Origin of the sequence: Streptomyces sp. NPDC058534 (assembly GCF_042717365.1) — a bacterium.
GTDB lineage: Bacteria > Actinomycetota > Actinomycetes > Streptomycetales > Streptomycetaceae > Streptomyces.
Map to the genome: position 1 here is coordinate 95,258 of NZ_JBHXNW010000019.1, position 20,185 is coordinate 115,442.

General features: G+C 71.1%; 18 protein-coding genes, 1 tRNA gene and 3 pseudogenes. 11 read left to right on the plus strand and 11 right to left on the minus strand.

Features of this window, described 5'->3' with window-relative positions; translation table 11 throughout:
- The first annotated feature begins 33 nt into the window (after window positions 1-33).
- Window positions 34-687 carry a MerR family transcriptional regulator gene (locus ACFWR9_RS14655; protein ID WP_383840922.1) on the plus strand — a complete coding sequence of 218 codons (654 nt, stop codon included), beginning with the start codon at window positions 34-36 and terminating at the stop codon, window positions 685-687.
- Between the two features lie 608 nt (window positions 688-1,295).
- On the opposite strand, the gene ACFWR9_RS14660 is transcribed toward ACFWR9_RS14655, so the two are convergent.
- Window positions 1,296-2,099, minus strand: coding sequence for an exodeoxyribonuclease III (locus ACFWR9_RS14660; RefSeq protein WP_383840926.1), 804 nt, complete (start codon window positions 2,097-2,099; stop codon window positions 1,296-1,298).
- A 69-nt stretch (window positions 2,100-2,168) separates the two neighbouring features.
- On the opposite strand from ACFWR9_RS14660, the gene ACFWR9_RS14665 reads away from it, so the two are divergent.
- A complete protein-coding gene (locus ACFWR9_RS14665; RefSeq protein WP_383840929.1) occupies window positions 2,169-2,654 on the plus strand; it encodes a GNAT family N-acetyltransferase in 486 nt (161 codons plus the stop codon).
- Between the two features lie 63 nt (window positions 2,655-2,717).
- On the opposite strand, the gene ACFWR9_RS14670 is transcribed toward ACFWR9_RS14665, so the two are convergent.
- The 7 genes from ACFWR9_RS14670 to galU form a co-directional block, all read right to left on the minus strand.
- Window positions 2,718-2,791, minus strand: a tRNA-Ala gene (locus ACFWR9_RS14670).
- Window positions 2,792-2,887: 96 nt separating this feature from the next.
- Entirely contained in the window at window positions 2,888-4,150 is a 1,263-nt protein-coding gene (gene glpR, locus ACFWR9_RS14675; protein ID WP_383840932.1) for a gephyrin-like molybdotransferase receptor GlpR, read from the minus strand.
- 172 nt (window positions 4,151-4,322) lie between these two features.
- Window positions 4,323-4,958 (minus strand): GNAT family N-acetyltransferase, encoded by a 636-nt coding sequence (locus ACFWR9_RS14680; protein ID WP_185832196.1) that lies wholly within the window; start codon window positions 4,956-4,958, stop codon window positions 4,323-4,325.
- A complete protein-coding gene (locus ACFWR9_RS14685) occupies window positions 4,955-5,494 on the minus strand; it encodes a molybdenum cofactor biosynthesis protein B (RefSeq protein ID WP_383840935.1) in 540 nt (179 codons plus the stop codon). Before ACFWR9_RS14685 ends, ACFWR9_RS14680 begins: the two co-directional genes overlap by 4 nt.
- Window positions 5,491-6,003, minus strand: a complete 513-nt coding sequence (gene moaC / locus ACFWR9_RS14690) for a cyclic pyranopterin monophosphate synthase MoaC (RefSeq protein WP_383840938.1) — start codon at window positions 6,001-6,003, stop codon at window positions 5,491-5,493. Before moaC ends, ACFWR9_RS14685 begins: the two co-directional genes overlap by 4 nt.
- An 86-nt stretch (window positions 6,004-6,089) precedes the next feature.
- Window positions 6,090-7,397: a gephyrin-like molybdotransferase Glp gene (gene glp, locus ACFWR9_RS14695; RefSeq protein ID WP_383840980.1), complete on the minus strand. Its 1,308-nt coding sequence runs from the start codon at window positions 7,395-7,397 to the stop codon at window positions 6,090-6,092.
- 44 nt (window positions 7,398-7,441) lie between these two features.
- Window positions 7,442-8,344, minus strand: coding sequence for a UTP--glucose-1-phosphate uridylyltransferase GalU (galU, locus tag ACFWR9_RS14700; protein ID WP_383840941.1), 903 nt, complete (start codon window positions 8,342-8,344; stop codon window positions 7,442-7,444).
- 93 nt (window positions 8,345-8,437) lie between these two features.
- On the opposite strand from galU, the gene ACFWR9_RS14705 reads away from it, so the two are divergent.
- Window positions 8,438-9,052 (plus strand): 5-formyltetrahydrofolate cyclo-ligase, encoded by a 615-nt coding sequence (locus tag ACFWR9_RS14705; RefSeq protein WP_383840944.1) that lies wholly within the window; start codon window positions 8,438-8,440, stop codon window positions 9,050-9,052.
- Between the two features lie 36 nt (window positions 9,053-9,088).
- Here ACFWR9_RS14705 and ACFWR9_RS14710 read toward each other — a convergent pair whose 3' ends face one another.
- Window positions 9,089-11,908, minus strand: a complete 2,820-nt coding sequence (locus ACFWR9_RS14710; RefSeq protein ID WP_383840947.1) for a penicillin acylase family protein — start codon at window positions 11,906-11,908, stop codon at window positions 9,089-9,091.
- Window positions 11,909-12,185: 277 nt separating this feature from the next.
- Between ACFWR9_RS14710 and ACFWR9_RS14715 the strand changes: the two genes are divergently transcribed.
- From ACFWR9_RS14715 to ACFWR9_RS14740, 6 genes and pseudogenes are all read left to right on the plus strand, one after another.
- Window positions 12,186-13,718, plus strand: a complete 1,533-nt coding sequence (locus ACFWR9_RS14715) for a potassium/proton antiporter (RefSeq protein ID WP_383840950.1) — start codon at window positions 12,186-12,188, stop codon at window positions 13,716-13,718.
- Between the two features lie 268 nt (window positions 13,719-13,986).
- Window positions 13,987-15,309, plus strand: coding sequence for an MFS transporter (locus ACFWR9_RS14720; protein WP_383840953.1), 1,323 nt, complete (start codon window positions 13,987-13,989; stop codon window positions 15,307-15,309).
- Window positions 15,310-15,520: 211 nt separating this feature from the next.
- The gene (locus ACFWR9_RS14725; RefSeq protein WP_383840955.1) at window positions 15,521-15,865 is read left to right on the plus strand and encodes an FmdB family zinc ribbon protein; all 345 of its coding nucleotides are present in this window, start codon (window positions 15,521-15,523) and stop codon (window positions 15,863-15,865) included.
- 115 nt (window positions 15,866-15,980) lie between these two features.
- Window positions 15,981-16,823 (plus strand): S-methyl-5'-thioadenosine phosphorylase, encoded by an 843-nt coding sequence (locus ACFWR9_RS14730; protein ID WP_383840983.1) that lies wholly within the window; start codon window positions 15,981-15,983, stop codon window positions 16,821-16,823.
- 218 nt (window positions 16,824-17,041) lie between these two features.
- The gene (locus ACFWR9_RS14735) at window positions 17,042-17,521 is read left to right on the plus strand and encodes a hypothetical protein (RefSeq protein WP_383840987.1); all 480 of its coding nucleotides are present in this window, start codon (window positions 17,042-17,044) and stop codon (window positions 17,519-17,521) included.
- 179 nt (window positions 17,522-17,700) lie between these two features.
- Window positions 17,701-17,751, plus strand: a pseudogene (locus ACFWR9_RS14740) (hypothetical protein); the annotation flags it as partial.
- A gap of 150 nt (window positions 17,752-17,901) precedes the next feature.
- On the opposite strand, the pseudogene tnpA reads toward ACFWR9_RS14740, so the two are convergent.
- Window positions 17,902-18,358, minus strand: a pseudogene (gene tnpA / locus ACFWR9_RS14745) (IS200/IS605 family transposase).
- A 23-nt stretch (window positions 18,359-18,381) separates the two neighbouring features.
- On the opposite strand from tnpA, the gene ACFWR9_RS14750 reads away from it, so the two are divergent.
- Both ACFWR9_RS14750 and ACFWR9_RS14755 read left to right on the plus strand, forming a co-directional pair.
- The gene (locus ACFWR9_RS14750) at window positions 18,382-19,662 is read left to right on the plus strand and encodes an RNA-guided endonuclease InsQ/TnpB family protein (protein ID WP_383840957.1); all 1,281 of its coding nucleotides are present in this window, start codon (window positions 18,382-18,384) and stop codon (window positions 19,660-19,662) included.
- A gap of 38 nt (window positions 19,663-19,700) precedes the next feature.
- Window positions 19,701-19,865: pseudogene (locus ACFWR9_RS14755) on the plus strand (large conductance mechanosensitive channel protein MscL); the annotation flags it as partial.
- A 49-nt stretch (window positions 19,866-19,914) separates the two neighbouring features.
- On the opposite strand, the gene ACFWR9_RS14760 reads toward ACFWR9_RS14755, so the two are convergent.
- Window positions 19,915-20,091 carry a hypothetical protein gene (locus tag ACFWR9_RS14760; RefSeq protein ID WP_383840961.1) on the minus strand — a complete coding sequence of 59 codons (177 nt, stop codon included), beginning with the start codon at window positions 20,089-20,091 and terminating at the stop codon, window positions 19,915-19,917.
- Between the last annotated feature and the right edge of the window lie 94 nt (window positions 20,092-20,185).

Genomic DNA, 20,185 nt, shown 5'->3' on the forward strand with positions numbered 1-20,185 from the left:
CGGGTACCGGCGGCACGACTTAAGGTCGGTGACGTGACCGAGAAGCGTGAATACCGCATGGAGGAACTGGCCCGGCTGGCCGGCATCACGGTGCGCACCCTGCGCTTCTACCGCGAACGCAAACTGATCCCGCCACCCCGCCGCGAAGGCCGCATAGCCTGGTACGACGACCACCACCTGGCCCGCCTGCGCACCATCGCGGCGCTCCTGGAACGCGGCCACACCCTGAACGGCATCGCGGAACTCGCCGACGCCTTCGACCACGGCCGCGACGTCGGCGACCTGCTCGGCCTCGGCGAACCCACCGAGGAGACCCCGGTCCGCCTCACCCCCGAGGAACTCGCCGCCCGCTTCGAGGGCGAGGTCACCCCCGAGAACCTCGCCGCCGCGATGGACCTCGGCTACCTGGGCACCGACGGCGACGAACTCGTCCACATCAGCCACAGCCTGCTGGAGGTCTCCTCGGCCCTGGTCCGCGAGGGCATCCCCCTCGCCGAGGTCCTCCAGGCCGGCGCCCGCGTCCGCGAACACGCCGACGCCCTCGCCGAGCTCTTCACCACCCTGATCCTCCGCCACGCCCCCGAACAGGAACTCCACCGCCTGCGCCCCCTGGCCCGCAGCGTGGTGGAGGCGGAACTGTCACTGGCACTGGACCGACGGACCCGGAAACGGACGGGGCCGTCCTGACCCCTTCACCCCATCGGGCTACTTATCAGGAAACCGGCAGCGAAAGTCAGTTCCCGCTCCGACAGTGAGACCGAAAGGCCCCGGCGGCTGTGCGACCAGCCCCGGGGTACGGCCGCCCCTGTCAAGGAGCGTCGACATGTCCGAGCGTAGTCCCCTGCCCATTCCACCTCCTGGCCGATCAGCGCGAGCGCTCGGCGCGGTGCGCCTCAGCAACGTCACCCGTGTGACCACGTCGCCCGGTAGGCAACGGGCCGCGATCCAATCGTGCGCCGAGCAGCTGGGGTTGACGCTCATCGCAGAAGCCGCCGACCTCGGGGTATCTGCCCGCAAGTCGTCTCCGTTCGAGAGGCCGTCACTTTCGCCCTGGTTCGTGGGGGCAGCGACAACAAACGACTCTCGCCGTGTGCCGCGCCTCGGCACGCGGCGCAACCTGTACCGCTCCTGCTGCCATCCGCGCAAGGACGGCCAGGCGGCGGGCCAGAACGACTGACCGGACCGGACACTTCGCGGCTGACCTTCACCATCTCGGGGCCGCCTTCCATCTGATCGGCTGTGGCGACGGAACGTGGCGGGGCAAGCCGAATCGGCTCGTCCCGCCATGCTTCTCCTCAGAGATTGAAGACCGCCGTGACCGGAGCGTGATCCGACCAGCGTTCCTGATAATTGGCAGCCCGTTCCACATACGCCTTGACCGCGCGTTGGGCGAGACGGGGAGTCGCCACGGCGAGGTCGATCCTCCACCCGGCATCATTCTCGAAGGCCCGCCCCCGGTACGACCACCACGAGTACGGCCCCTCGGCATCCGGGTGCAGCGCGCGCACGACGTCCACGTAGCCGCCCTCCGCCGGGGCGAGGACGCGGCTCAGCCACTCCCGCTCCTCCGGCAGGAAGCCGGAGTTCTTCCTGTTGGCGCGCCAGTTCTTCAGGTCGGCCTCGCGGTGGGCGATGTTCCAGTCGCCGCAGACGACGACCTCGCGGCCCTCGGCGGCGGCGCGCTCGCGCAGTTCCTTGAGGTAGGCGAGGAACTCGCCCATGAAGCGGACCTTCTCGTCCTGGCGCTCGGTGCCGACCTCGCCGGACGGGAGATAGAGGGAGGCGACCGTCACACCGGGCAGGTCGGCCTCGACGTAGCGGCCGCTGCCGCCGAACTCGGCCGAGCCGAAGCCGACACGGACGGCGTCGGGCTCGCGGCGGGTGTAGAGGGAGACGCCGGCCCGGCCCTTGGCGGCGGCCGGCGCGTGCGTGACGTGCCAGCCGTCGGGCGTACGGACGTGCTCGGGCAGCTGCTGGGGCTCGGCCCGCACCTCCTGGAGGCACAGCACGTCGGCGGAGGTGTCGGCGAGCCACTCCACGAAGCCCTTCTTCGCGGCGGCACGCAGACCGTTCACATTCACGGAGGTCACGGTGAGCACCAGGGCACGATACCGGCACACTGGACGGTGCCCCGATCCTGGATCTCGCATTAATATACGGTAGGTAGCATGAACATTCGCCGGGTCCCCTTCGACCACCCCGACGCCGTCAAGCTCAACGACGAGGTCCAGGCCGAGTACGACATCCGCTACGGCGACGGCGGCGACGCCACGCGTCTGGACCCGTCGGACTTCGCGCCGCCGAACGGCCTCTACCTGGTCGCGTACGACGAGAACGAGGTCCCGGTCGCCTCGGGCGGCTGGCGCGGCCAGGACGCCAACGACGAGGGGAACCTCGACGGGGACGCCGAGCTGAAGCGGATGTTCGTCATGGCACAGGTGCGTGGCCGCGGGGTGGCCCGCCGCATCCTGGCCGCCCTGGAGGAGGACGCCCGTGCGGCGGGCCGGACCCGGATGGTGCTGGAGACCGGCACCAAGCAGCCGGAGGCCGTGGCCCTGTACCTGTCCAGCGGGTACGAGCCGACCACGAAGTTCGGCTACTACCGCTTCCACGAGGAGAGCCTCTGCTACGCGAAGGCTCTCCAGGTCTCGTAGGACCGGAAACGACGAAGGTCCCGTCCGATCGTGATGACCGGACGGGACCTTCGGCAACGTGCGTGGACCTGTGGGGATTTGAACCCCAGACCCCCTCGATGCGAACGAGGTGCGCTACCAGACTGCGCCACAGGCCCTTGCAACGAGTGAAACTTTAGCACCCCGATGGGTCTGCTCAAAAATCCGTTCCGGGACCGCGACGGGGCGGCCCCGGACGGGTCTGCCCGGCGCGTCTACTCGTTGGCGGCGCGGGGACGGCCGCCGTCCTCGTACTGGTCGAAGAGCGGTGTGCGGCCGCGCTCCCGGGCCCGGCGGGCGGAGGCGGCGCGGCGGGCGTCGCTGCGGGCCGGTGCCTCCGTGCGGTCCTCGGCGGGATCGGCCGGGCGGTCGGGCGCGGGGGCGGGGGCGGACGCCGCCTCCTCCTGGTCGGGGGTGACGGCGCTGGAGCGGGCCGAGCTCCAGGCGTCGGGCGCCGCGAGGTCCACGTCGGGCGTGGCGCGCGGGGCGACCGGTGCGGTGACGTAGGTGGGCAGGGGCACCGGCACCGGGTCCCAGCTGTCGCCCCGCGGGCGCCCGCGGGGTTCGCGCTGCTGGTCGACCCACTCGGCGTGGTCGGTCTGCTCGACCAGTGCCCGCCGGTCCGCGGCGAGCGCGGAGAGTCCGGCGTCGGCCTCCGTCTCGGGCCCTTCGTCCGGCTCCTCGGCGTCGGGGTCGCCGACGGTGCCGACGGAACCGACGGGGTCGGACGGCGTACGCCGGCGCGGGGGCCGGGGACCGCGGTCGCGCAGCCGCTGCGCGGCGACCTCGGCCTGGCGACGGTCCATCTGGAAGGCGAACCGGCGGCGTTCCTGCGCGCGCAGGTAGACGATGTAGGCGCTGAGCAGCAGTGCGGGCACGCCGGGCGCCCACAGGAAGGCGAGTCCGCCGACCGCCGCGACGACCGAGCCGAGCGTGAAGGCCAGGAACAGCATCACGGTGGTGCGGCGGCGGCGTGCGAGGACCTTGGTGCGCCGGGCGCGGGCCGCGGCCTCCGAGGAGGCGGGTGCGCGGCGGGCCTGCGGGACCCGCCCGCGCGCCGGTGCCGCGCCGGATCCGGTGGTCCGGCCGGGTTCCGGGGACGTGCCGGATCTGGGGCCCTGCGCGGGTACGCCCGTCTCCGGGCGGGCCTTCTCGGGCCGCTGCGCGGTGTGCTGCGGTGGGGCGGGCCGGGTGTGCCGTCGGGTCCGGGACACGGCGAAGTCCCGGACGTCCACCGAGTCGGTGGCGGCGTCCGGGGCGTCGGCGTCGGGCTCCGCCTCGTCGGCGGGGCGCGACTGCAGGTCCTTGGCGTACCGGCGCTCCATGCCCGCCCGTCCGGACAGCAGCCGGATGGCGGTGCTGAAGCGTTCCGTCGGACGGGCTTCGTTCAGCTCGTCCTGCCTACGGAGCCACATCGGCACCAAGTAGGCGGCCCAGGCCCCGACGATGACTGCGTAGATGAGGCCGCTGCTGCTCACGCCTCACACGGTAGAGGGGTTTGCGTGAGGCCATCCGCCAATTGGGCCGGTGTGTCGCACGATCTGGCTGATATTTCGAACTTTTCTTGTGACCAATGCGATCAGCAGACCGCCAGGGACGCGAAATTCCCCGCTTCGGACGGTCGCCACCCGATTAATTTCGAACGTTTATTCAATTCCCGGTGTTCGGCGCACTCCGGTCCCGTGACCGGTGCCAGCGCCTCAGCAGACCCTCCGGCACCTCTTCCGCGGTGAGCGCGAAGACGAGATGGTCGCGCCATGCGCCGTCGATGTGGAGATAACGCGGCCTGCGGCCCTCCTCGCGGAATCCGAGTTTCTCCACCACCCGGCGGCTGGGCGCGTTCTCGGGGCGAATACAGACCTCGACCCGGTGCAGTCCGACGGTGCGGAAACAGTGGTCCACGGCCATCGCCACGGCCGTCGGCATCACCCCGCGCCCGGCCACCGACTCGTCCACCCAGTAGCCGACATGGCCGGAGCACATCGAGCCCCAGGTGATGCCGGCCACCGTCAACTGCCCGGCCAGCCGCCCCTGGTACTCGATGACGAACGGCAGCATCCGCCCCGCGTTCGCCTCCGACCTCAGGTGCCGCACCATCTGGCGGTAGGTCGGCCGGTGCGCGAGCGGGCCGCCCGGTCCGGGCGGCGGGATGGTGGCCTCCCAGGGGCGCAGCCAGTCGCGGTTGCGCCGGTTGACCTCGCGCCAGGCCCGCTGGTCGCGCAGCCTTATCGGCCTCAGGACGATGTCGCCGTCCCTCAGCTCCGCGGGCCAGGATGGGCTGTTCAGCTCGCACCCCCACCGCTGGCGGGTCTGGGGTGGTCGCCGCCGCGGAGCTGGTCGACGGCGTGGATCAGCAGCGGCTCCAGCACGGCGAGGCCGTCCTTCACCCCGCCGGAGGAGCCCGGCAGGTTGACGATCAACGTGCCGCCCGCCACTCCGGCCAGACCTCGGGAGAGCGCCGCCGTGGGCACCTTGTCCCGGCCGTACGCCCGGATCGCCTCCGCGATGCCCGGCACCTCGTGGCCGATCACCGCGCGGGTCGCCTCGGGGGTGCGGTCGGTGGGCGAGATGCCGGTGCCGCCGGTGGTGACGATCACGTCGTAGCCCGCCTCGGCGCCCGCGCGCAGGGCGGCCTCGACGGGGTCGCCGTCCGGGACGACCCGCGGGCCGTCGACGGCGAAGCCGAAGCGGCGCAGGCCGTCGGCGACCAGGGGGCCGCCCTTGTCCTCGTAGACCCCGGCGGCGGCCCGGTTGGAGGCGGTGACCACCAGGGCGCTGTACGGGGCGAGCAGGGCGCCTCCGACTGACGCGTCCAGTGTCATGGCCGGCTCCAGTCGCCCGACTTGCCGCCGGTCTTCTCCTCCACCCGCACGTCCGTGATGACCGCTCCCTTGTCGACCGCCTTGACCATGTCGATCACGGTGAGCGCGGCGACGGAGACCGCGGTGAGCGCCTCCATCTCGACGCCCGTGCGATCCGTCGTCCGCACCGTGGCGGTGATCTCCACGGCGTCCTCCGCGACCGACAGGTCCAGTTTCACACCGGAGACCGACAACGGGTGGCACAACGGGATCAGGTCCGGGGTGCGTTTGGCGCCCATGATGCCCGCGATCCGCGCGGTGGCCAGGGCGTCGCCCTTGGGGACCCCCTCGCCGCGCAGCAGCTCCACCACGCGGGGGGCGACGAGGACGCGCCCGCTGGCGCGCGCGGTGCGTGCGGTGACGTCCTTGCCGGACACGTCGACCATCCGGGCGGCGCCCGCCTCGTCGATGTGCGTCAGCCGGTCCTGCGGGTCCCGTCCGCCGTTCGGGGTTCGGTCCTGCGTACTCATGCTCGTGTGGCGCTCCCGGTCCTGGCCCGGCGCGGTGCGGCGCGTGGGCCTGCTGTGCGCGACACGCTACCGGCAATCGGGCGTGGTCAGCCGAGCAGGACCACCTCGACGTCGGCGCCGGGCTCGACGGACTCGGTGTCCTCGGGGACGACGATCAGCGCGTCGGCGTGTGCGAGGGCGGCGATCAGATGGGAGCCGGAGCCGCCGACCGGGGTGACCGAGCCGTCGGCGCAGGTGCCGCGCAGGAACTGCCGGCGGCCCTTGGGCGAGGTCAGTGCCTTGTCCGCGGCCAGGGTCGCGGTGGTCGTCGGGCGATGGACGTCGGGCAGGCCCATGAGGGTGCGGATCGCGGGGCGGACGAACAGCTCGAAGGAGACGTACGACGACACCGGGTTGCCCGGCAGGGCGAGCAGCGGGGTGTGGTCGGGGCCGATGGAGCCGAAGCCCTGGGGCTTGCCGGGCTGCATGGCGAGCTTGCGGAAGTCCACGCCGCTGCCCGGCTCGTCCTCGTCGGCGACGTGCGCCAGCGCCTCCTTGACCACGTCGTAGGCGCCGACGCTCACGCCGCCGGTGGTGACCATCAGGTCGGCCCGCACGAGCTGGTCCTCGATGGTGGCCCGCAGGGTCTCGGCGTCGTCGGCGACGGCGCCCACGCGGTAGGCGATGGCGCCGGCGTCCCGGGCGGCCGCGGTGAGGGCGAAGCTGTTGGAGTCGTAGATCTGACCGGAGGCCAGCTGCTCGTCGGGCTGGACGAGTTCGCTGCCGGTGGAGAGCACCACCACGCGCGGGCGCGGGCGTACCCGGACCTTGCCCCGGCCGATCGCGGCGAGCAGGCCGATCTGCGGCGGGCCCAGGACGGTGCCCGCCTCCAGGGCGCGGTCGCCGGAGCGGACGTCGCTGCCCTGGGCGCGTACGTGGGCGCGTGTCTCGGCCGGCCGGTAGACGTGCACCTGTCCCTCGGCGCCCTCGGGGGCCAGGCTGCGGGCCCGCATGCCGGACACCGGGCCCTCGCCGAGCCCGCCGTCGGTCCACTCCACGGGGACGACGGCCTCGGCGCCGGGCGGCAGCGGGGCGCCGGTCATGATGCGGGCCGCCTGGCCGGGGCCGACGGAGAGCGGGTCGGCCTGGCCGGCGGCGATGTCCCCGACGACCTCCAGGACGGCTGGGAACTCCTCGCTGGCGCCCGCGACGTCGGTGACCCGCACCGCGTACCCGTCCATGGAGCTGTTGTCGAACGGCGGCAGGGACAGCGGCACCGTGACGTCGTCGACCAGGACGCAACCCTGGGCGTCGAGCAGGTTCAGCTCGATGGGTTCCAGGGGGCGGACGGTGGCGAGGACGTCGTCCAGGTGGTCCTGCACCGACCAGAGCCGGTCCGGACCGGCGTCCGCCATCGCGTGGTCGTGTCCGGTGTCACGGGGCGCGCTGCTCAACGTCGCTACATCTCCTCGGCTACGTAACTGCGAAGCCAGGTCCGGAAGTCCGGGCCCAGGTCTTCACGTTCGCACGCGAGTCTGACAATGGCACGCAGATAGTCGCCCCGGTCACCGGTGTCGTAGCGGCGGCCCTTGAAGACGACGCCGTGCACGGGGCCGCCGGCCTTCTCGTCCGCCGCCAGTTGCTGGAGGGCGTCGGTGATCTGGATCTCGCCGCCGCGGCCGGGCTCGGTCTTGCGGAGTATGTCGAAGATGCGCGGGTCGAGGACGTAGCGGCCGATGATGGCGTAGTTGGAGGGGGCGTCGGCCGCGTCGGGCTTCTCGACCAGCCCGGTGATCTTGACGACGTCGCCGTCGCCGGTCGGAGCGACGGAGGCGCAGCCGTAGAGGTGGATCTGTTCCGGCGCGACCTCCATGAGGGCGATCACGCTGCCGCCGTACTGCTCCTGGACGTCGATCATGCGCTGCAGGAGCGGGTCGCGCGGGTCGATCAGGTCGTCGCCGAGCAGGACCGCGAAGGGCTCGTGGCCGACGTGCGGGGCGGCGCACAGGACGGCGTGGCCGAGGCCCTTCGGGTCGCCCTGGCGGACGTAGTGCATCATCGCGAGGTCGCTGGACTCCTGGACCTTGGCCAGCCGGCCCGCGTCGCCCTTCTTCTGGAGGGCGGACTCCAGTTCGTAGTTGCGGTCGAAGTGGTCCTCCAGGGGGCGCTTGTTGCGGCCCGTGACCATGAGGACGTCGCCGAGGCCCGCGGCCACGGCCTCTTCGACCACGTACTGGATCGCCGGCTTGTCGACGACCGGCAGCATCTCCTTGGGAGTGGCTTTGGTGGCCGGCAGGAACCGGGTACCGAGCCCGGCTGCGGGGATGACAGCCTTGCTGATCCTGGGGTGGGACTGAGTCATGCGCGCCACCATATCCGGTGCCTATAGGGAGAATCTGTGACTCAGGATCATTGGCGCTCATATGAGCCCATTAGAGCGGTACGGGAGCGACCAATGCCACACACCGGCCCCACGGACGAACCTGACAAACGGACCTTGCGGCGGGAGAACCTGGCGGTGAGGAACAGGTTGACGGCGGATGACGTGCGGGAAGCGGGCGGCGCGCTGGCCGCGCGGGCGCTCGGGATGCCCGAGGTCGCGGGGGCGCGCGCCGTGGCGGCGTACGTCTCCGTGGGCGCCGAGCCGGGCACCCTCGCGCTGCTCGACGCGCTGCGCGCGCGGGGCGTACGCGTCCTGCTGCCCGCCCTGCTGCCGGACAACGACCTGGACTGGGGCGAGTACACCGGGACGGACTCCCTCGCGCGCGTGCGGCACGGTGGGCGGATGGAGCTGTTCGAGCCCGCCGGTGCCCGTCTGGGGCCGGACGCGGTGACGGAGGCCGACGTGGTGCTGCTGCCGGGGGTGGCGGTGGACGGGCGGGGCCTCAGGCTGGGGCGCGGCGGCGGATCGTACGACCGGGTGCTCGCCCGCCTGGAGCGGTCGGACGCGCGTCCCGCGCTGCTGGTGCTGCTGTACGACCGGGAGGTCGTCGCACACGTCCCCGCCGAGCCGCACGACCGGCCGGTGGACGCGGTGGTGACGCCGTCGGGGGTGCGCAGGTTCCGCTGACGCCCGCGCGGGCCGAGTCCCGCGCGGGCGGTGCCGTTACGGCTTGAGCACCAGGGTGTCGCTCGTGCTCTCGTCGACCGCCTTCTTGGAGAAGGCCCACGGCAGCAGTTCGCCGTCGGCCCACTTGTCCGTCTGGTCGGTGTAGTGGGCGCTGTAGGCGTGTCCGGAGGCTCCGGTGAGGTTGATCCACCGGGACTTGTCGAGGTCGCCGAGGTTGACCACCATCCGCATGGACGGCACCCACACCACCCCGTAGCCGCCGGCCGCGTTCCAGCCGGAGGCGTTGACCGCGGCCTCGCCGCCGCTGAGCTTCCAGGGGCCGCGGTTGAGGGCGTACTTCACGAAGCCGGGGCCTTCGGTGCCCAGGGTCTGGTTCTTCAGGAACAGGCGGTGCAGCCGGCCCCAGTTCCAGGTGTCGATGTCCTTGCCGAGCTTGGCGGTCAGCTCCCAGCGGGCGTCGATCATGGCCCGCTTGAACAGGTCGTCCCGGTTGTTCTCGGCGCCGTCGCGGGCGCCGGAGTCCGGTGTCGTCCACCAGTCGCTCTTGGGGTTCTCCATCTGGGTGCGGACCACCTCGAACCAGCGGTCGCCGCCGTCCGGCTGGGCCTGGTCGGCGTCGCGCCGGCCGCACTCGCGGACCTTGTCGACCTCGTCCGCGGGCCCGGTGGTGTTGACCGGGTCGACCCACAGGCACTGGCCCTTGACCCGCAGCTCCTTGGGCAGCTTGTTGCCGAAGGCCAGCTTGAGGATGTTGCGCCAGACGGCGTTGAAGTAGGCGGCGGCCGCCGAGTCGGCGTCCTGGGTGTAGTCCCAGCCCTCCAGCAGCTTCTGTGCCTCGCGGACGTCCTTGTCGCCGACGTCGATCTTCAGCAGCTGGGGCACGAGCAGCTTGGCCATCTCGCTGCTGTTGTCCAGCTGCATCTGGCGCATGTCGTCGGTGGAGATCTTGCCGCCGTCCTTGATCTTCTGCTCGATCAGGGAGGTGATGCGCTGGCTGCGGGTGCCGTAGCCCCAGTCCGTGGTCAGTGTGTACGGATAGTCGTCCTCGTCGACGACGGCCTGGTTGGCGGTCACTATGTAGCCGCGCTCCGGGTCGTACTCGTAGGGCAGCTCGTCCTGGTCGATGTACTCGCCGGTCCAGCGGTACTTGGAGGTCCAGCCCGCCGCCGGGACCGAGCCGTCGTGGCCCTTGGCGCGCACCGGGATCTTGCCCGGCAGGGTGTAGCCGATGTGCTCGCTGTCGGCGTAGACCAGGTTCTGCGAGGGCACGTCGAAGAGGGTGGCGGCCTCGCGGAAGTCGTCCCAGTTCTTCGCCCGGTCGATCGCGAAGACGGCGTCCATGGTGGTGCCCGCGTCGAGCGCGGTCCAGCGCAGCGCGACGCCGTAGCCGTCGCCGCGGTCGGGGGCGGCGGTGTCGACGGTGGCCTTCTTACCGGTCTGCACCAGTTCGCTGTCGCGGTCGGAGAGGAGCGGACCGTTGTTGGTCTCGCGCACGACGATCGTCTTGGACTCACCGCCGGCGACCTTGACGGTCTCCCGCCGCGTCTGGAAGGGCACCACCTTGCCGTCGTACTGGTAGCCCTCGCCGGTGATCTTCTCCAGGTAGAGGTCGGTGACGTCGACGCCGGAGTTGGTCAGGCCCCAGGCGATCTGCTGGTTGTGGCCGATGACGACGCCGGGCATGCCCGCGAAGGTGTAGCCGGACACGTCGTACTGGCACTTCGCGGAGACGGTCCGGCAGTGCAGGCCCATCTGGTACCAGACGGACGGCAGGGACGGGGACAGGTGCGGGTCGTTGGCCAGCAGCGGCCGGCCGGTGATGGTGTGCTTGCCGGACACCACCCAGGAGTTGGAGCCGATGCCGTTGCCGTTCACGCCGACGGCGGTGGGGAGGTCGTCCAGGACGTCCTGGAGGCCGGACAGCTGGCTTTCGAGGGCGTTGCCGGTACCGGTACCGGTCCCGGTGCCCGTGTCTGTCCCCGTTCCGGTGCCCGTGCCCGTGCCCGTGCCCGTACCCGTGTCCGTTCCGGAGCCGGACGAGGAGCCGTCGCCGCCGTCCGACGCGCCGCCGCCGTCGAACGTCCGGGTCGGTTCGTCGTACTGGCCCTCCTGGACGATCGCCTTGTTCCGGTCGTACGGGTACGCCGGGTACAGGTCGGCGATCTGCTTGGGGCCGAGGCGGCTGGTCATCAGGGCGCGGTCGACCTCGTCCTCCATGTTGCCGCGCAGGTCCCAGGCCATCGCCTTGAGCCAGGCCACCGAGTCGACCGGGGTCCACTCCTGCGGCTTGTAGTCGTTGGTGAAGCCGAGGGCGGCGTACTCCAGGGAGATGTCCTTGCCGTCCTTGCCCTTCAGGTAGGCGTTGACTCCCTTGGCGTACGCCTGGAGGTACTTCTTCGTGGAGTCCGACAGCTTCTCGTCGTACTCCTTCTTCGCCACCCGGTGCCAGCCCAGGGTGCGCAGGAACTCGTCGTTGTCGACCTGGCTCTTGCCGAACATCTCCGACAGGCGACCGCCGGTCATGTGCCGGCGCACGTCCATCTCGTAGAACCGGTCCTGCGCCTGGACGTAGCCCTGCGCCATGAACAGGTCCTCGTCGGTGGAGGCGTAGATCTGCGGGATGCCGTAACCGTCGCGCTTGACGTCGACCGGACCCGACAGGCCGTCCAGCGTGATCGAGCCCTTGGTCTGCGGGAAGGACGCGCGGACGGTGCTGATGGACCAGTACGCCCCGTAGGCGAGGCCGCCGATGATGGCCAGAACCAGCACGAGGACGAGCAGGCGCCCTTTGCGCCCCTTCTTCCTGCCGGACGTGCCGGGCTGTCGACCCGTGGAGGCGGTGGTGTTGGGGGGCATCGCTGTCCTTGCTGTCCTAACACGAGCGGCAGGGGCGGGCTGTGCTTTGTACTGAGCGCTGGAGCAACTGTAGGCGCAGGCCCGGCTCCCCCTTGACGCGGAGTCGGGTACCGGGACGCACGGACGTTCGATCTTGCCAAGCCGAGCGTCAAGAAAGCGTCAAGAGTTAGGTAAGGTAACGAAGTAGTTGTCCGCAGAGCATGGCGGCTTCGTGTGCCATAGGGGGTGCGCCTCGCGTGCCGAGCGGGCGTACTCGCCCGCGCTGTGATTCCGTGCTGTGCGCCAGGGAAGGGAACGGCCGCTGACTGTCCACCACCTCAACCAGCTCCTGCTCGTCTGCTCGCTCGTCCTGCTCATCGCCGTGGCGGCGGTCCGGATCTCCTCGCGCAGCGGGCTCCCCAGCCTGCTCGTCTACCTGGCCATCGGCGTCGCCATGGGCCAGGACGGCATCGGCGACATCCAGTTCGACAACGCCGAACTGACCCAGGTCATCGGGTACGCGGCCCTGGTCGTGATCCTGGCCGAGGGTGGTCTGGGCACGAAGTGGAAGGAGATCAAACCGGTCCTGCCGGCGGCCTCCGCACTGGCCCTGGTCGGTGTCGCGGTGAGCGTCGGTGTGACCGCGGCGGGCGCGCACTACCTGACCGGGCTGGAGTGGCGGCAGGCACTGATCGTCGGCGCGGTGGTGTCCTCCACGGACGCGGCCGCCGTCTTCTCCGTGCTGCGCAGGATCCCGTTGCCCTCGCGCATAACGGGCACCCTGGAGGCCGAGTCGGGCTTCAACGACGCCCCGGTGGTCATCCTGGTGGTCGCCTTCTCCATGGCCGGCCCGATCGAGCACTGGTACGTGCTGCTCGGCGAGATCGCCCTGGAGCTCGCCATCGGCGCCGCCATCGGACTCGCGGTGGGCTGGCTGGGGTCGTGGGGACTGCGGCACGTGGCGCTGCCCGCCTCGGGCCTCTACCCCATCGCCGTCCTCTCCATCGCCGTCGCCGCCTACGCGGCCGGCGCCATGGCGCACGGCAGCGGCTTCCTGGCCGTCTACCTCGCCTCGATGGTGATGGGCAACGCCCGGCTGCCGCACTGGCCCGCCACCCGGGGGTTCGCCGACGGGCTCGGCTGGCTCGCCCAGATCGGCATGTTCGTGCTGCTCGGCCTGCTGGTCACCCCGCACGAGCTGGGCGACGACATCCTGCCCGCCCTGCTCATCGGGCTGGTGCTGACCTTCGTGGCGCGCCCGCTGAGCGTCGTGCTGTGCCTGCTGCCCTTCAGGGTGCCGTGGCGGGAGAAGGCCCTGATGTCGTGGGCGGGGCTGCGCGGCGCCGTGCCCATCATCCTGGCGACGATCCCCATGGTGGAGGGCGTCGACGGCAGCCGCCGGATCTTCAACATGGTCTTCGTCCTGGTCGTCGTCTACACCCTGGTCCAGGGTCCGACGCTGCCGTGGCTGGCCCGCAAGCTGCGCCTGGGCAAGGGCGAGGAGGCCGCCGACCTCGGCATCGAGTCGGCGCCCCTGGAGCGGCTGCGCGGGCACCTGCTGTCCGTGACGATCCCCGAGGGCTCGAGGATGCACGGCGTCGAGGTCAGCGAGCTGCGGCTGCCGCCCGGCTCCGCGGTGACGCTGGTCGTGCGCGACGAGACGTCGTTCGTGCCGCTGCCCACGACGGGACTGCGGCGCGGGGACGAACTCCTCGTGGTCGCCACGGACCCCGTCCGCGACACGGCCGAGGCACGGCTGCGCGCGGTCGGCCACGGCGGCAAGCTGGCCGGCTGGCTGGGCACGGGGGACGACGGCGGCCGTCGCGGGTGACCGCGCGGGTGACCTCGCGCGGCACTTGAGGGGTGCTCCCTTTCACAGTTTGTGCCCCTCTTGATCCCTGTACGATGAGTGCGGCACCTGATCGAACCAACTCTGTCTGATGCAGAGCTGGCGCGACCGTATGGCGGCCGGCACGCCCCCTCATCCGCACGGGCTCCGGCATCTACCGCAGTCCGCGCAAGAGGACAGCTCTCGGCGCTCCCGCACGGCGACAGCCGCGAGGCGGACCGCGCTACCAGGCGGCAGAAAGGCACGGGCCGTGGCATCCACGGTCACCCCGTCGAAGAAGTCGCCGGAGGCAGCACCGCACACCGCGTCCGCCTCCGTCCGCCCCGGATACGGACAGCTGCTGCGCACCCGCGGCGCCTGGACGTTCCTGCTCCCCGGTTTCGCGGCACGCCAGCCGTTCGCCATGCTGACGATCTCCATCGTGCTGCTCGTGCAGCACACCACGGGCTCCTACGGCGTCGCGGGCGCCGTCGCGGCCGCCACCGGCGTCTCCATGGCCCTGTTCGCCCCCTACAGCGGACGGCTCGCCGACCGCTACGGACAGCGGGCCGTCCTGCTGCCCGGCGTACTCGTGCACGCGGCGTCCGGCCTGACCCTGACCGTCCTCGCGCTCGCGGACGCACCGCTGTGGGCGCTGTTCGCGGCGGCCGTACCCGCCGGTGCTTCGGTGCCGCAGGTCGGGCCCATGGTGCGGGCCCGCTGGGGCGTCAAGCTCAAGGGCTCCCCCCTGATGAGCACGGCCGCCGCCTTCGAGTCCGTCACCGACGAGCTGACCTTCGTCCTCGGCCCGCTGGTGGCGACCGCCCTGTGCACGGGCATCGGCCCGGCCGCGGGCCTGGTCACGGAGGCCGCGCTCACCCTGGTGGGCGGTCTGCTCTTCGCCGCGCAGAAGAGCACGCAGCCCGAGGTCGGCGGGGCCGACGCTGCGCACGCGCGCGGGGAGCACGTTTCCGCGCTGCGCGTCCCCGGCGTGCGCGTTCTGATCGTCGCCTTCCTGGGCGTCGGTTCCGTCTTCGGCGGCATGCAGGTGTCGCTGGCCGCGTTCACCGAGTCGATCGGCGAGCCCGGCCTGAACGGCGTCCTCTACGGCGTCTTCGCCGCCGGAAACATGCTCTCCGGCCTGGTCTGCGGCGCGATCGCCTGGAAGGTCGCCCCGCAGCGGCGCCTCCTGATCGGCTACGCCGCCCTCGCGCTGACCGCCTCCGGGCTCTGGGCGGCGCAGTCGGTGCTCGTGCTGGCCGGCCTCGGTCTGCTGGTCGGCATGTGCGTCGCGCCCGCCATCGTCACCGGCTACACCCTGGTGGAGGACCTGGTCCCGGCCGGCGCCCGCACCGAGGCCTTCACGTGGCTGACCGGCGCCGTCGCCCTGGGCCAGGCACTGGCGGTGACCGCCGCCGGACAGCTGGAGGACGGGTTCCGGGACGGGGCCGGATTCCTGGTGCCGATGGGCGGCACGGTGCTCGCGCTGGCAGTCCTGGTGGCACTGCGCTCACGGCTGGCGCCGCCGCGCGTGGCCAGAGTGGTCACGCGCGGCGCAGGCCATCGCGAACCTGCCGCGATCGGTGAGATGTGACGCGAGTATGAAATCCCCGTCCCCGTCCGAGGAATAGGTCACTGTGACTCCGTCGACAACGCGACTTCTCACTTGGGCAAATGCCCTCATGACGGTCAAGCCCTGACCGCTGCCTGTGGGCAGGTGATGTACGTTACTTCATCGGCTTGCGGCACGGGTTACTATTGACGACTGTTAGCACTCATCGAGTGAGAGTGCCAGGAGGAAGACAGTGCCGACGTACCAGTACCAGTGCACCGAGTGCGGCGAGGGCCTTGAGGCGGTGCAGAAGTTCACCGACGACGCCCTCACCGAGTGCCCGGACTGCCAGGGCCGCCTGAAGAAGGTGTTCTCGGCGGTCGGCATCGTCTTCAAGGGTTCCGGCTTCTACCGCAACGACAGCCGCGGCAGCTCTTCGAGCAGCTCGCCGGGGTCGTCGAAGTCCGGGGCGTCGTCCTCCTCGTCGTCCTCGGACTCGGGTTCGTCGTCGGGTTCGGGTTCGGCCTCGTCGTCGTCCTCCGGCTCGGGTTCGTCCTCGGGCTCCGGCAGCTCCTCCTCCAGCACCACCGCCGCATAGGGCTCACCGGCCGCGCGACACCTCGGCCGCACCAGGTTCTTACGGGACCCTGTCGTCGTACGACGACGGGGTCCTCGGCGTTTCACGGGCCGGTTAGGGTGCGGACATGGCGAACATGGCGAACAAGGTGCATGCCGAGATCGGCGTGATCGGCGGCTCCGGTCTCTACTCGTTCCTCGACGACGTGACCGAGGTCGAGGTGGACACCCCGTACGGGCCGCCCAGCGACTCGCTGTTCCTCGGCGAGGTCGCCGGCCGGCGGGTCGCCTTCCTCCCCCGGCACGGTCGCGGCCACCATCTGCCGCCGCACCGGATCAACTACCGGGCCAACCTGTGGGCGCTGCGCTCGGTCGGCGTGCGCCAGGTCCTCGGCCCGTGCGCGGTCGGCGGTCTGCGTCCCGAGTACGGGCCGGGCACGCTGCTGGTGCCGGACCAGTTCGTCGACCGGACCAGGTCGCGCCCGTCGACGTACTTCGACGGACTGCCGCTGCCCGACGGCGCCGTGCCCAACGTGGTGCACGTGTCGCTGGCCGACCCGTACTGCCCGGCCGGGCGGGCCGCCGCGCTGAAGGCGGCGCGGGGAAGGGACTGGGAAGCCGTGGACGGCGGCACCCTGGTCGTGGTCGAGGGGCCCCGTTTCGGCACCCGGGCGGAGTCCCTGTGGCACCGGGCGCAGGGCTGGTCCGTGGTGGGCATGACCGGTCACCCGGAGTCGGCGCTCGCCCGTGAACTGGAGCTCTGCTACACCTCGCTGACCCTCGTCACCGACCTCGACGCCGGCGCCGAGAGCGGCGAGGGCGTCTCGCACGAGGAGGTGCTGCGGGTGTTCGCGGCCAACGTGGACCGACTGCGGGGCGTCCTGTTCGACGCGCTGGCCGCGCTGCCGGCGACCGGGGAGCGGGACTGCCCCTGCGGGGCGGCGCTGGGCGGGATGGATCCGGGGATCGTGCTGCCGTAGGGGGGTCGGGAACGGCTTCGGTTCAGGCGGAACGCCCCCTTCGGGTGGTGGAGTTGTCCACAAGCGGCCGGTGGTCCACGGGCTTCGGCGGGCGGCGGCGAGAAGCGTCATCGTGGGTGCGCAAGCCGATCCCTCGCCCACAGGTGGTGGTCACCGTGTTCCGTTCCGCCGTTCCCTCCCCGCTGCCGCCCGGCACCGACGCACCGCCCACGTGCGAGGTGCCGCACTTCGCCCCGGTGCGGGTGCGCGGCGGACTTCGTCAGCTGCACCGGCTCGTACGCCATCGGCGGCGCGCCGTGGCCGCCGGGCTCGCCGTCACCGCGGCGGCGCTGGTGGCGGCGGGCCCGCACCCCGGCGCCGGCGCGCAGGACGCCCAGCGGGCACGCGGGCATCCGGCGACCGAGCCGGTACGCAAGGGGCAGGGCCCGCAACTGGTGGCGGCGCCGGTGCGGATCGCCGACGCGGCCACGGTGCGGCTGCTCAGGCCGGGCGACCGGGTCGACGTCGTCGCGGCGGGGGACAGCGGCGCGGGCGACGCCTCCGTGGTCGCGCGCGGGGCACGGGTGACAAAGGTGCCGGAGCCCGTGGACGGGACCGCGGCGGGCGGCGCGCTGCTCGTGGTCTCGGTGCCGCGCGCCACCGCACACCGACTGGTCGGCGCGGGAGCTACCGCACGGCTCGCGGTGACGCTGTGCTGAGCCCGTCAAGTCGCTCGATCGAAGAGTCGGATTGGACAGGACCGCCCAGCGTCGGCGTAGATTGCGGAGCGTTTTGATCCACACCCTGTTCGCACGAGACCTGTGCATACGAGGAGTGCCCCCGAGCTGAGCGAGAAGAACGAACCGAGCGTCTGGCAGGGCTTCAAAAGGCCTTCCTGATGCGCGGAAACGTCATCGGCCTGGCGGTGGCGGTGGTCATCGGCGCCGCCTTCACCAACATCGTCAACTCGGTGGTGAAGGGGGTTATCGACCGTTCCTGTGGAGTGAGCGGGAGTGTGCGCGTTCAGCCGCACTCCGCCCTTCAGGGCGGGGTGAAGGCCATCCTTGCGCCGGAGGTCTCTGCGTCTCCGGGGTGGCGGTCAGACGGGCCGCTGCTGGTTCTCGATGTACTGCTTGACGACGGTCAGGGATGCCCCGCCGCACGATCCGGCGAAGTAGGAGCCGGACCAGAAGTGTCCGCCCCACAGGTACCGGCGGACATGGCTGTCGTGCTCTCCCCCAGCCTTCGGCCGGGAGGTGCCCCCAGGCGGAGCCTACGGGAGCTGACGCCCTTGAGGGAGTTGACCAGTTTGGAGAGCTGGACTTTCGGCGGGTAGTGCACGAGCAGGTGGACGTGGTCCTGTTCGCTGTTGAACTCCTTCAGTTCGGCCTCGAAGTCAGCACAGACCTGCCGCATGATCTCTTCGGTGCGGGTCAGCATGGCGCCGGTGAACGCATTCCGCCGGTCTTCGTAACGAAAACCAAGTGAACGTGCAGATGGTAGACAACATGGCGACCCGTTCTGACATCGGGAGTGGGTCTCCAGCGCGGTGACATAAACCAATGCTACGGTCTCGATCGTGAGCCAAGGCACCCTGGTCAAGCGGCAGTTCGGGCATCGTGCCCGGCTCGCGCTCTCGGCTGCCGAGGTGTTGAAGACCGATGACCAGGCGCACGCGGCCCGCACCCTGTGGAACCTGCTCCACGCCTGGTGGCAGATGATGCCGAAGGAAAAGCGGACTCTCGCGAACGCGGACGCCGCGATCCGGCAGGCCCGCACGGACATCGACTTCCTGGCCGTACTGCCTGCGCAGGCCGCGCAAGCGGTACTCAAGACGTACTTCCAAGCGTGGAAGAACTGCTGGGAGCACCGCGCCGACGCCCCGGACTTCAAGGGCCGATTCCGCGCGGAAATGTCCGTGGACGTCCCGCAGGGCCGGGACCTGAAGCTCACGCGCGTGCACCGCCGCTGGGGCATGGCCAACATTCCCAAGGTGGGCCGGGTCCGCTTCCGGTGGACCAAAGACCTTCCCGTCGGCAAGCGCGCCAACGCGGACAACCGGATCACCGGGGCCCGGCTGACCAAGGACGCGCTCGGCTGGCACATCGCCTTCCGCGTCCAGGCCCTGGAGGTCGAGCCCGAGCTCCACCAGGGGCCGGACGTCGGCATCGACGTGGGCGTCACCGTGCCGATCGCCGTCTCGGACGGCGAGACCTACGAGCACGGCGAGTGGCTGACAAAGAAGGAGAAGGCCAGGCTCCTGTACCTGGAGCAGCGTGCTGCGCAGCGTAAGCGGCACCGCAAGCCCGGCGAACGCACCAGCCGCCGGCTGCACCGCACCTACGACCAGATCGCAGGACTCCGCGCGAAAGCCAAGCGCCGGGCCCTGGACTGGCAGCATCAGACGACTACCGCCATCGCCCGTACCTACGGCACCGTCGTGGTCGAATCACTCACCATCACGAACATGGTCAAGTCCGCCAGGGGAACCATCAAGGCACCAGGGAAGAACGTTGCCCGGAAGTCCGGGCTGAACCGCTCCATCAGCGGGGAGGCATGGGGCCGCACGGTCACCCTGCTGACCTACAAGACCACCCGCTATGGCGGCACCCTGCACAAGGTCCCCGCCCCCGGCACCTCCCGACGCTGCTCAGCATGTGGTCTCACCACGCCCGGCAGCCGGGAGTCCCAGGCCGTGTTCGTGTGCAAGAACCCGGACTGCGGCTGGTCGGGCAACGCCGACCACAACGCGGCACGAAATGTCTTGCACCTGTACCGGATGGGCCTCGCGCTCGTCCCGGCTGCCGGGAGGGCAGTCGTCAGGCGCACCAAGCGCGTCAAGCCCGCTACCGCAAGGTAAGCAGGAATCTCCCGGCCTCAGCCGGGAGAGCACTTCAATTCCTGATGGTCCTGCCCATGGCGAAGTACCTGGCCCGGCAGGAGGCCCGCCGCAAGGCGAAGGAGAGCACGCAGGAGATCGTCGAGGTCTCCGAGCTGGAGGTGCTCAAGGTGATCCGCGACGCGCTGGTCACGCAGCGCGGCTCGGGCCACGACCGCACGTAGGACCGCACAGAGCGGCAGCGGCCCGGCAGCGGGCGGGTGCCCGTGCGACTCACAGGTGGTGGGGCGGCTTCTCGTCGAGGAAGCGCTTCAGGTCGGCCGCGCTGTCGCCCTCGGACCGCTCACCCCATCCGCGGTCGGTGTCGTCCGAGGTCTGCTGGTCCAGCGGGTCGTCGAAGACCAGCGCGGGCTTGGGCGCACGAGGCTCGGGGTCGGGGGTGGTGCTCATGGTTCCAGGGTACGGCCCGTCCCTGGCCGGGCGCCGCGGCCCGGCCGGGCCGCCCCCCGGAGGGCCCGCGGCCAGTTACGGCGGGGTGGGACGC

Excerpts from the sequence above, each read along its gene's own strand:
- ACFWR9_RS14665 (WP_383840929.1), top strand. The coding sequence starts at position 2,169 with ATGAACATTCGCCGGGTCCCCTTCGACCACCCCGACGCCGTCAAGCTC.
- ACFWR9_RS14685 (WP_383840935.1), bottom strand. The coding sequence starts at position 5,494 with ATGACACTGGACGCGTCAGTCGGAGGCGCCCTGCTCGCCCCGTACAGC.
- galU (WP_383840941.1), bottom strand. The coding sequence starts at position 8,344 with ATGACTCAGTCCCACCCCAGGATCAGCAAGGCTGTCATCCCCGCAGCC.
- ACFWR9_RS14730 (WP_383840983.1), top strand. The coding sequence starts at position 15,981 with ATGGCGAACAAGGTGCATGCCGAGATCGGCGTGATCGGCGGCTCCGGT.
- ACFWR9_RS14710 (WP_383840947.1), bottom strand. The coding sequence starts at position 11,908 with ATGCCCCCCAACACCACCGCCTCCACGGGTCGACAGCCCGGCACGTCC.
- glp (WP_383840980.1), bottom strand. The coding sequence starts at position 7,397 with ATGGCGGACGCCGGTCCGGACCGGCTCTGGTCGGTGCAGGACCACCTG.
- ACFWR9_RS14760 (WP_383840961.1), bottom strand. The coding sequence starts at position 20,091 with ATGAGCACCACCCCCGACCCCGAGCCTCGTGCGCCCAAGCCCGCGCTG.
- moaC (WP_383840938.1), bottom strand. The coding sequence starts at position 6,003 with ATGAGTACGCAGGACCGAACCCCGAACGGCGGACGGGACCCGCAGGAC.
- ACFWR9_RS14705 (WP_383840944.1), top strand. The coding sequence starts at position 8,438 with ATGCCACACACCGGCCCCACGGACGAACCTGACAAACGGACCTTGCGG.